Source organism: Halorubrum tibetense (genome assembly GCF_042661865.1).
GTDB classification, from domain to species: domain Archaea; phylum Halobacteriota; class Halobacteria; order Halobacteriales; family Haloferacaceae; genus Halorubrum; species Halorubrum tibetense.
The window spans coordinates 1-544 of sequence record NZ_JBHSWW010000704.1 but is presented as its reverse complement, the minus strand read 5'-3'; the positions used below and the strand labels follow the sequence as shown (position 1 = coordinate 544).

Below are 544 nucleotides of genomic sequence, written 5' to 3'. Positions count from 1 at the left end.
TAGAGTGGATCTTCGCTCGAAGCTATAACAGTCTATGACTCTTGAGTCATGAATTTTTCGTTGGTTATGAAGATATTTTTGGTAAAAAAACTACACGCTGGCTTGTTCCAGAGCCTCACTGATTTCGAGCCATTGTAATTCCGCATTTTCAAGCGTGCTTTTTAGTTCGCCCTGTTCTTTGAGGAGTTTTTGCATTTTCTCTTTATTTTCACTGAGGTATAAATCCGCATCGCCCATAAGGGTTTCAACGTCCGTTAGCCGAGCCTGTAGTTTTTCCATTTCTTGCTCAACTTTCTTAAGTTTTTGCGTCAGGGGCTTAAGTTTTTCGCGCTGCGCCGCCGCCTGCTGGCGCTGAACTTTTCGGTCAATTTTTAGGTCGCTGTCTTCATTCGCTTGTTGTGCTCGTGTCGACAGGCTGGTTTGTAAGGTAATTTGTGCCCATTGATGGTAGGCGTCTAGGTCGCCATCAAAAATTTCAACTCGGCCTTGATGCACTAACCAAAATTCTTCCACGGTGTTGCGCAGTAAGTGCCGATCGTGCGAC

1 protein-coding gene is annotated in these 544 nt (G+C 45.0%); it reads right to left on the bottom strand.

The window, feature by feature from the left end:
* Positions 1-90: 90 nt before the first annotated feature.
* Positions 91-544, bottom strand: a 454-nt coding sequence (locus tag ACFQEU_RS17845; RefSeq protein WP_465261194.1) for a hypothetical protein, incomplete at its 5' end; no start/stop codon positions are given.